Raw genomic sequence first — 8,750 nt, 5'->3', positions numbered from 1 at the left:
GGGGCACTTTTTAAATGTTGTTCCGGGTCCCTTTTCAAGTGTTAGCTACAGCATAACGTGAAACGCGCCCTGCTATTAGCGGACAAAAGCGTGTACAACTACTATTCGGACTTTGCCGAGAAGGGGTACTACAACCGCATCATCGCCGGGAACATCAATCAGGTGTTGAAGGTGGACAGCGTGGTGTGCGATTTCAACGGCTATCCCTACCGTGCCGTGACCTACGCCACGCAGAAGATCATCCGGCAGAGCAACGTCACCGAGCGCAGCCTCGTGACTACGTGCCGCCTCTTGAACTCGTCCCGTTCGGACGACAATCCCAACGGTTTCACCATCGAGGGATTCACCATCATCGAGAACAAGGATTTACAAACCATCAAAAGGTAAACGGACATGAAGAAAATCAAAAAATCATTTTGGCGTGCGTACTGGAAGCTCCACGACAAAAAGAAAATGCTGGTGGCAAGGCTCAAAGGCTATCTGGACGGTTTGCCCCCGAAGACACGCAGGCGCATCGTGCTGGCGATGCTCGCCGCCTTTGCGGTGCTTGCCCTCTACACCTTCGGCAAAGCCGTCTATGAAATCGGCAGGAATGACGGCAGCCGGATGGTAACAGACCATGCCGGACAGGTGGAACTGTCCATAAAGCCGGACAACAATCATAATGTAATACCTTATTTATATGGAACAGACGAAGAATGAACCTAAAAACGAGAACAAGGCGGCTCCCGACAACGGGAAACCGAAGAAGGAGCGCAAGCCGCTGACCGAAGCCCAAAGGCTGAAACGTCAGAAAATGATAGTGCTGCCCGCTATAGTGCTGGTATTCATCGGTGCTATGTGGCTGATATTCGCCCCGTCTTCCGACAAGGAGCAGCAACCGGGAACGGGTGGTTACAACATCGAAATGCCCGACGCTGACAAGGCGAACCGCCAGATCATCGGCGACAAGGCGAAAGCCTACGAACAGGGAGCAATGGAGGAACGGCAGGAGAACCGCAGCCGCGCCATGCAGGAACTGGGCGATATGTTCGACCGCGAGGTGGCGGAAACGGACGGCGGCAGGGACTTCGACCTTGCTAATCCCGGAAATGCGGAAGATGCAACAGCAAAATCATCCGCTCCGAAAACCATCCAATCCTCCGCAGCTGCCTACCGCGACCTCAATACCACGCTCGGCAACTTCTATGAGCAGCCGAAGAACGACAACGCGGAAATGGACGAACTGTTAGAGCGTATCGCCTCGCTGGAATCGGAACTGGAAACCGAGAAAGGCAAGGCATCCGCTATGGATGACCAAGTGGCACTCATGGAGAAGTCCTATGAACTGGCGGCGAAGTACATGGGCGGGCAGAACGGCACACAGCCACCTGTCGGACAGGCGGCAGAGCCTTACCCCGTGCAGAAAGCCGGAAAGAACACGGCTGCACCTGTCAGGCAGGTAACGCATCAGGTGGTATCTTCGCTCTCACAGCCGATGAGCAACGCTGAGTTTGTCGCCTCCTTCTCGCAGGAGCGCAACCGCAGTTTCAATACGGCGGTGGGTGTCACGACTGTATCGGACAGGAACACCATATCGGCGTGTGTCTATGGGGCGCAGAGTGTGACTGACGGGCAGGCGGTAAGATTACGGCTGCTGGAGCCGATGGCAGTGGCGGACAAAATCATACCCCGCAATGCAGTGGTGGTAGGCACGGCAAAGATTCAGGGCGAACGACTCGATATTGAAATTACTTCGCTGGAGTACGCAGGTACGATTATCCCGGTAGAACTGGCGGTGTATGACACGGACGGACAGCCCGGCATCTTCATTCCAAACTCGATGGAGATGAACGCCGTCAGGGAGGTTGCCGCCAACATGGGCGGCTCGCTGGGCAGCAGCATTAATATCTCCACCAACGCAGGGGCGCAGCTCGCCTCCGACTTGGGCAAGGGGCTGATACAAGGCACGAGCCAGTATATCGCCAAGAAGATGCGTACCGTCAAGGTGCATCTGAAATCCGGATACAAGGTCATGCTATATCAGGACAGAGATTGAAAACAATAACAATCAACGACTAAAAAAACAACAACCAAATTTTTATTTACCACTAAAATCCAAAGTAGAATGAAAAAAGTAATCATCATGTTTGCCCTCGCTATGGGCATCATAACTGCCAACGCGCAGGAGAACGTAACCGTTGGAGAGAACAACGGAAGTGAACCGACGAACGAAGCGAGAGCAGAGACAAGCTCGCTTGACTATGCCTCGCAAGGAGGAGGAAGGCAAAGCCAACAACCGACCTTGACAAAGGAGGTCTATCCGCAGAAGGAGGCGGACGGCGATCTGTATCACGGGCTGACAAAGAAGCTGACCTTCGACCGCATGGTTCCCCCGCACGGATTGGAAGTGACCTACGACAAGACCGTCCACGTCATTTTCCCCTCGGAGGTGCGCTACGTCGATTTAGGCTCGCCCGACCTGATTGCGGGTAAAGCCGACGGAGCGGAGAACGTCATCCGCGTGAAAGCTACCGTGCGTAACTTCCCGAACGAAACCAATATGTCGGTAATCACGGAGGACGGGAGTTTCTATACTTTTAACGTGAAGTACGCCTCCGAACCGCTGCTTCTCAACGTGGAGATGTGCGACTTCATCCATGACGGCGAGAAGGTGAACCGCCCGAACAACGCGCAGGAAATCTACCTGAAGGAACTGGGCAGCGAAAGCCCGATGCTGGTGCGCCTTATCATGAAGTCCATCCACAAGCAGAACAAGCGTGAGGTGAAGCACATCGGCTGCAAGCGATTCGGCATCCAGTACCTGCTGAAAGGTATCTACACGCATAATGGGTTACTCTATTTCCACACGGAGATAAAGAACCAGAGCAACGTGCCTTTCGATGTGGACTACATCACATGGAAAATCGTGGACAAGAAGGTGGCGAAGCGTACCGCCGTGCAGGAGCAGATTATCCTGCCGCTCCGTGCGCAGAATTACGCCACACTCGTGCCGGGCAAGAAGAGCGAGCGCACGGTATTCACGATGGCGAAGTTCACCATTCCCGACGACAAATGCCTCGTGGTGGAACTCAACGAGAAGAACGGGGGGCGTCACCAGTCTTTCGTGATTGAAAACGAGGACTTGGTACGTGCCAATACCATCAACGAACTTCAAGTGCGCTGACCATGAGAAAGTACATCGCAATAATCATCGTGTCGCTTGCCCTGTTCACGGGGCAGGCGCACGCCCAGCGATGCCTGCCGAAGATGCAGGGCATCGAATTGAGAGCTAACCTTGTGGACGGTATGCGTTTAAGTGGCAACAATGGCGGTTACAGTTTCGGGGCGGCTCTCTCCACCTACACGAAGAACGGTAACAAGTGGGTGTTCGGTGGCGAATACCTCTTGAAGAACAACCCGTACAAGGATACCGCCATACCTGTGGCGCAGTTCACGGCGGAGGGCGGTTATTATTTCAAGATACTCTCCGACGCCCGTAAAATAGTGTTCGTCTATGCGGGGGCTTCGGCTCTCGCCGGATATGAGTCGGTGAATTGGGGCGAGAAAGTGCTGCATGACGGCTCCACGCTCCATGACCGGGACGCCTTCATCTACGGCGGTGCGCTGACGCTCGATGTGGAGTTTTACGTGGCTGACCGTATCGCCCTGCTCGCCAACCTCCGGGAGCGCCTGCTGTGGGGTGGCGACACACGGAAGTTCCATACGCAGTTCGGGGCGGGCGTCAAGATAATCATCAACTGACACGTCGCATGGAACGGACGGACATTGAGAATATGAGGCAGATACCCATTGCGGACTTTCTCGCACGGCTGGGACATGAGCCTGTCCGAAGGAGCGGAAACGAGCTGTGGTATCGTGCGCCATACCGCAGTGAACGCACGCCCTCCTTCCGTGTGAACGTGGCGAAACAGCTCTGGTACGACTTCGGCTTGGGCAAGGGCGGCGACATCTTCACGCTTGTCGGGGAGTTTACCCGAAGCGGGGATTTCATGGCGCAGGCGAGATTCATAGCGGAAACCGCCCGTATGCCGCTTGCCGCAGCAGAAAAGCCGTTGTACCTGCCGGAACCGTCCGAACCTGCCTTTGAGGGAGTGGAAGCCGTCCCGCTGCTCCGCTCTCCGCTGACGGAGTATTTGAAGGAAAGAGGCATCCCTTATGCCGTTGCATCCCGCCACTGCTGCCGCCTGAACTACGGCGTGCGTGGTAAGCGGTACTTTGCCGTCGGCTTTCCGAACGTGTCGGGCGGCTATGAAACCCGAAGCCGCCGTTTCAAGGGTTGCGTACCACCAAAGGACGTGTCGCTGGTCAAGGCGGGGGACATCCCGGCGGACGTGTGCAGCGTGTTCGAGGGCTTTATGGACTTCCTGTCCGCCGTCACGCTCGGTTTGGCAACGGGTGACTGCCTTGTGCTGAACTCCGTCGCCAACGTGGAAAAGGCTTTGAAACATCTGGACGGGTACGAGCGCATCGACTGTTACCTCGACCGAGACGAAGCCGGACGCAGGGCAATGGAAGCCCTGCGGACACGCTACGGAGGAAAGGTGACAGACCGTTCCGGCATCTATCAAGGCTGCAAGGACTTGAACGAGTACCTGCAACAAGTATCAAGAAAACAACAAAAGAACAACAATCTAAAAATCAAAGAATAATGAACATACTGAACAACAAGAACAAGAGAACATCAATCTTCAAGGCGTTGGCACTCTGCCTGTTCGCCGCAGTGTCATTCACATTCGTATCGTGCGACGACGATATGGACATCCAGCAATCCTATCCCTTCACGGTGGAAACCATGCCCGTGCCGAACAAGGTCACAAAGGGGCAGACGGTGGAAATCCGCTGTGAGCTGAAGAAAACGGGCGATTTCGCCAATACCCTCTATACCATCCGGTATTTCCAGTTCGAGGGTGAGGGCACACTGAAAATGGACAACGGCATCACTTTCCTGCCCAATGACCGCTACCTGCTCGAAAACGAGAAGTTCCGGCTGTACTACACGGCGCAAGGTGACGAGGCGCACAACTTCATCGTGGTAGTGGAGGACAATTTCGGCAACTCCTATGAGTTGGAATTTGACTTCAACAACCGAAACGTGAAGGATGACGGGGTTATCACTGTTGTCCCCATCGGGAACTTCAAGCCCTTTACACGATGATGCGTGTATTCATGGCTATCCTCTGTTCGCTTCTGGCGGTCTGTTCCGTGTCCGCACGGAACAGACGCCATGAGGGAACGGACGGGCAGGCGGCTATCTACCGGCTGCCACCATTTGAGAGGGCGGTGCGATGCACGAAGTATTTTGAGGGCTGGCATTCGGAAAAACATCACCCGTATGTAGGATATGGACATCGGTTGCAGCCGGGGGAAAGGTATTCGGCACGCACCATGACGAAGCGGCAGGCGGACGCGCTTCTGCGAAAAGACCTGCGGAAGTTCTGCGCGATGTTCCAGCAGTTCGGGAAGGATTCGCTTCTGCTTGCCACGCTCGCCTACAATGTCGGTCCGTACCGTCTTTTGGGGAGTGGGAAGATACCCAAAAGCACGCTAATCCGAAAGCTGGAGGCGGGTGACAGGAACATCTACCGGGAGTATATCGCTTTCTGTAACTATAAGGGGAAACGCCACGCCATGCTGCTCAAACGAAGGAAGGCTGAGTTTGCGCTGCTGTATGTACCATAAAGAATAAGTGTCTGACGAAAGAAACTCCGATGAAGCCGCCAACTTCATCGGAGTTTCAGTTTTCATACATTCGGGATTGTCCCTTTGCCTGCAACCTCACCGTCCCTGCAATGCTCTATGATACCGGGTGAAAATCCCATGCTGCCGATTGCGATATGCCGGATATAGTCTGTATATTCCTGACCTTGAAAATTCCTGCCCGTAAGGTTCTTGAAAACCATCTTTATGCTTATGCCGTCGTTGCTGTACAAGATGGTTTTTCCGTTCTGTCTGATTGTTTCCATGATTAAAACTTGTTTTTGTGAATACTATCGTAGATTGGTACAAAGGTTTCTTTGCCTACTTTCTTATCCGCCATCATGCTCATGAAAGAAAGTAGGCGGCTTTTGCCGCCCACCCCTCAAAAGCGGGTGTAAAGTCCCGTTACCATCGTGAACATTTCCTCCAGCATATCGCAATATATCCCCTCGTGCGTTTCAATGTCCTTCGTCCTGCTCTCGAATGTCTTTTTGCTGAACGTCTTGCGGTAGAAACGCATATTGTATAGGTCTGCCCCTCCGTCATAGATGATGTCAAGGCGGTTGGCACTGGTCTTGTTCCTCGCAAGGCTCATGCGCAAGCCGTTGCCCATGTCTGTGAAGTCTTTGCTTCCCGTCATGGCGGCAAAGCGTCTGCCGCCAATCTGCTCTAAAATTGTCTTTGCTATCATATCCGTTGTCTTTTAGGTTTATGGTTCGGGCGGTGCGGACACCGCCCCAATGTTCAAAATTCTGTTTTCTCGGTTATGGGTGTGCATTTTTCCAGCCACTCTTTCAGACATTCCATGCTATACTCGCTCGTGATGACTGCCGTATGGCTGTCAATGGCAGTGAAACGGCTGCTTTCATAGCTGTCTATCCACCCCTTTAGGGTATCAACTCCCCACGCTTCGGCATCGTCAAAGATGCCGTCCAATGCCGTAATGGGTTCGCTGAATTTGACTATCAGCGTTTGGTAGCCTGCTTCGTTCATCGCTTCTCCTCCTTCCTTTCCTTTGCCGTTAGCCACTTGTCCCGTGCGGCTCGACATTCGTCTAATGTGGGTTTGACACAAGAGAAAAGTTCCCCGTCCGTGTGGCGGTAGTCGTATTGCACAAGGGTGCGTTTGCGTCTGTCGATACCCGTTTGGAATTTCTCGTAGTTCTCCGTTCCTGCCGATTGGCAGGTGCTTACTCCGTTAATTGTCATTTTGTTGCCATAGTCGTTGTTATTTAGATGATTAGAAATGTACAGACAGCACTCTGTGTTGCATCACCATTTCGGGGTCGCTCGTGTAGCGTTGGTGCAGGTAGAAATGATGAGAGCCGAAGCCGTAAAGGAAGAACTTGTCAAGTTCGTGTTTCTCGGCAAAGTCCTTGACGCTCGCCCTTAATTGCTCCTCACTCTGACAAAGAGTGAGGAGGTTCATAAATTCAAGGAACATCGTGGGGATTTTATCATCCCATAGGAAAACCATGCTTTCAAATCTTACTTCCATAATGTTAGTTGTTAGATGTCGATATTATGCCGCTTTCATCCGCTGGCGGATAAGGTTGGCGTTCTTGTTCACAAGGGCGATGATGCGGTCGTGGTATTCGGAGTTCTCGTTGCATACGCCACGACACTGCACCACCTCAAAAGTTTTTAGTGACACCTCTATCGTTTCAATTCGTTTTCCGTCAATGGTGGCGGATAGGATAAGGGAGTCTTTTCGTTTGTGGTAACCGCCCACACAATGGTGCATCGTCCTTCCTTCCTCTGCCATTTCTTCCACGCTCTCTATGACTTTGACGCAAATAAGGCTGTCGGTAAAGGCAAGTCCGAAGAATATGCCCTTAGCTTTCAGATATTGTTTCTCGTCCTCAATCGCTTTCCTGCGTTGCTGTTCAGTCCGCTCATGTTTCCTTTGCAGGTTGCGCTTTGCCACCAACTTGTCGTGTTCAACTTTGAGGTCGGCAGGGCAAACGTATTTCGGGCTGTTTGTGTCCTTGCCGAAATGACGCAGGAGGTCTATGGTGTCACGCCACATTGAGCCGTCCTCAATAGTATAGCCGTTGCGGATACATATCTTGATTGAAGCCCAATACTCTCCAATATTGAAAGAGTGGTACAGATAGTAGCGCAACATGGGATATTGCCCTGCCTTCAACAGCGTTTCCGCACGGCTGTCCGACAATAATGCCGGTATTAGTTTGGTGGGTACAATGTCGTGGAAATTGCCGTTAAAGCCGTTTCTGCGGAGCGTCGGCAACACCTTATATCTTGGATATATCGGGGAATATGAGATATGGCGGTACGCTTCATTGTCATTGCGGATAGCAAAAGGAGAAGCGAATGAGAACGTGTCGATGTAGCATCCCAATGTGCGTGGAATGGCAACAACAGCCTTACGCCCTTGTTCATTCCACCAATACTGCCCGATTTCAAGGGCATAGGACTTGGCATTAACCCCTTTCTCCATACCCACGACAAGCAAGAACATTCGTAGCACTTGGTATTCTCCGCTTGTGGTAAGGGTTGTGAAATACTGCTTTTGTCTTACCTTGCGCTGATAGGTGAGGCAGACTTTCAAACTTGCTCCACATTCGGGACACGTACAATGCTCGGTCTGCTCCGTCATTACCCAACTATGACCGCAATCCATACAAGTGGTACGACCTTTCGGCAAGCGGTGTGCATAATGCTCCACGCAATTACGGAATGCCCAATTTATCTGTATCGGGGTTATCGGGCGTAGTTTCTTGCTTTGGGCAAGAACTGCTTTTTCAAATTTGTTTCTCGGTTTCATAAGCCAAAATCAAATAATGAGGGTTGAACTTGGGTTTCTGTTTTCGCCTTTGTCGGCTTGGTGCGGTTCTGCAACTTGCGGAGTTCCTCGTCTTGGTATCTGCGGACTGCCTGCTGACGTGCTTCTGCTTTTTCCTCTGCCGTGAGTTCCACAATGTGGTTCACCGCCACTTGGCATTGGATAGGCTTGCCCACCTCAATCTCGTTCTCGTCATAGTAGTGGTTATCACAAGTTTTGATAAGCACTATTATCCCAATTAGATT

At 52.3% G+C, this 8,750-nt stretch carries 14 protein-coding genes and 1 pseudogene; 8 read left to right on the top strand and 7 right to left on the bottom strand.

Going from position 1 to position 8,750, the window contains the following annotated elements:
• Positions 1 to 45: 45 nt before the first annotated feature.
• The 8 genes and pseudogenes from traK to DW039_RS20055 form a co-directional block, all read left to right on the top strand.
• Positions 46 to 387: pseudogene (gene traK / locus DW039_RS20090) on the top strand (conjugative transposon protein TraK); the annotation flags it as partial.
• A gap of 6 nt (positions 388 to 393) precedes the next feature.
• Positions 394 to 702, top strand: coding sequence for a TraL conjugative transposon family protein (locus DW039_RS20085; RefSeq protein ID WP_004308924.1), 309 nt, complete (start codon positions 394 to 396; stop codon positions 700 to 702).
• Positions 683 to 2,038, top strand: a complete 1,356-nt coding sequence (gene traM, locus DW039_RS20080; RefSeq protein WP_032595739.1) for a conjugative transposon protein TraM — start codon at positions 683 to 685, stop codon at positions 2,036 to 2,038. The genes DW039_RS20085 and traM overlap by 20 nt, the downstream gene beginning before the upstream one ends.
• Before the next feature lie 69 nt (positions 2,039 to 2,107).
• Positions 2,108 to 3,166 (top strand): conjugative transposon protein TraN, encoded by a 1,059-nt coding sequence (gene traN, locus DW039_RS20075; protein WP_032588475.1) that lies wholly within the window; start codon positions 2,108 to 2,110, stop codon positions 3,164 to 3,166.
• A 2-nt stretch (positions 3,167 to 3,168) separates the two neighbouring features.
• On the top strand, positions 3,169 to 3,744 hold the full coding sequence (locus DW039_RS20070) for a conjugal transfer protein TraO (protein WP_032588474.1): 576 nt from the start codon (positions 3,169 to 3,171) through the stop codon (positions 3,742 to 3,744).
• Positions 3,745 to 3,752: 8 nt separating this feature from the next.
• On the top strand, positions 3,753 to 4,652 hold the full coding sequence (locus DW039_RS20065; RefSeq protein WP_004310298.1) for a toprim domain-containing protein: 900 nt from the start codon (positions 3,753 to 3,755) through the stop codon (positions 4,650 to 4,652).
• Positions 4,652 to 5,158: a DUF3872 domain-containing protein gene (locus DW039_RS20060; RefSeq protein ID WP_032595742.1), complete on the top strand. Its 507-nt coding sequence runs from the start codon at positions 4,652 to 4,654 to the stop codon at positions 5,156 to 5,158. The genes DW039_RS20065 and DW039_RS20060 overlap by 1 nt, the downstream gene beginning before the upstream one ends.
• On the top strand, positions 5,155 to 5,682 hold the full coding sequence (locus DW039_RS20055; RefSeq protein ID WP_005827312.1) for a glycoside hydrolase family protein: 528 nt from the start codon (positions 5,155 to 5,157) through the stop codon (positions 5,680 to 5,682). Before DW039_RS20060 ends, DW039_RS20055 begins: the two co-directional genes overlap by 4 nt.
• Before the next feature lie 62 nt (positions 5,683 to 5,744).
• Here DW039_RS20055 and DW039_RS20050 read toward each other — a convergent pair whose 3' ends face one another.
• From DW039_RS20050 to DW039_RS20020, 7 genes are all read right to left on the bottom strand, one after another.
• Positions 5,745 to 5,966, bottom strand: coding sequence for a hypothetical protein (locus DW039_RS20050; protein ID WP_004310300.1), 222 nt, complete (start codon positions 5,964 to 5,966; stop codon positions 5,745 to 5,747).
• Positions 5,967 to 6,082: 116 nt separating this feature from the next.
• A complete protein-coding gene (locus DW039_RS20045; protein WP_004310301.1) occupies positions 6,083 to 6,391 on the bottom strand; it encodes a hypothetical protein in 309 nt (102 codons plus the stop codon).
• A 53-nt stretch (positions 6,392 to 6,444) separates the two neighbouring features.
• On the bottom strand, positions 6,445 to 6,750 hold the full coding sequence (locus DW039_RS20040) for a hypothetical protein (protein WP_004310302.1): 306 nt from the start codon (positions 6,748 to 6,750) through the stop codon (positions 6,445 to 6,447).
• Positions 6,690 to 6,908, bottom strand: a complete 219-nt coding sequence (locus tag DW039_RS20035) for a DUF3873 domain-containing protein (RefSeq protein ID WP_008770680.1) — start codon at positions 6,906 to 6,908, stop codon at positions 6,690 to 6,692. Before DW039_RS20035 ends, DW039_RS20040 begins: the two co-directional genes overlap by 61 nt.
• Positions 6,909 to 6,939: 31 nt before the next feature.
• Positions 6,940 to 7,197, bottom strand: a complete 258-nt coding sequence (locus DW039_RS20030) for a hypothetical protein (protein ID WP_005827305.1) — start codon at positions 7,195 to 7,197, stop codon at positions 6,940 to 6,942.
• 24 nt (positions 7,198 to 7,221) lie between these two features.
• Positions 7,222 to 8,487, bottom strand: coding sequence for a PcfJ domain-containing protein (locus tag DW039_RS20025; protein ID WP_004310303.1), 1,266 nt, complete (start codon positions 8,485 to 8,487; stop codon positions 7,222 to 7,224).
• The coding region (locus tag DW039_RS20020) for a Cas9 inhibitor AcrIIA9 family protein (RefSeq protein WP_243635055.1) at positions 8,484 to 8,750 on the bottom strand (267 nt) is incomplete at its 5' end. The genes DW039_RS20020 and DW039_RS20025, both read right to left, overlap by 4 nt.

This window comes from Bacteroides sp. AF39-16AC (genome assembly GCF_003602735.1).
Classification (GTDB): domain Bacteria; phylum Bacteroidota; class Bacteroidia; order Bacteroidales; family Bacteroidaceae; genus Bacteroides; species Bacteroides uniformis.
The sequence above is the reverse complement of the archived record's forward strand: the minus strand, read 5'-3'. Positions and strand labels throughout refer to the sequence as shown.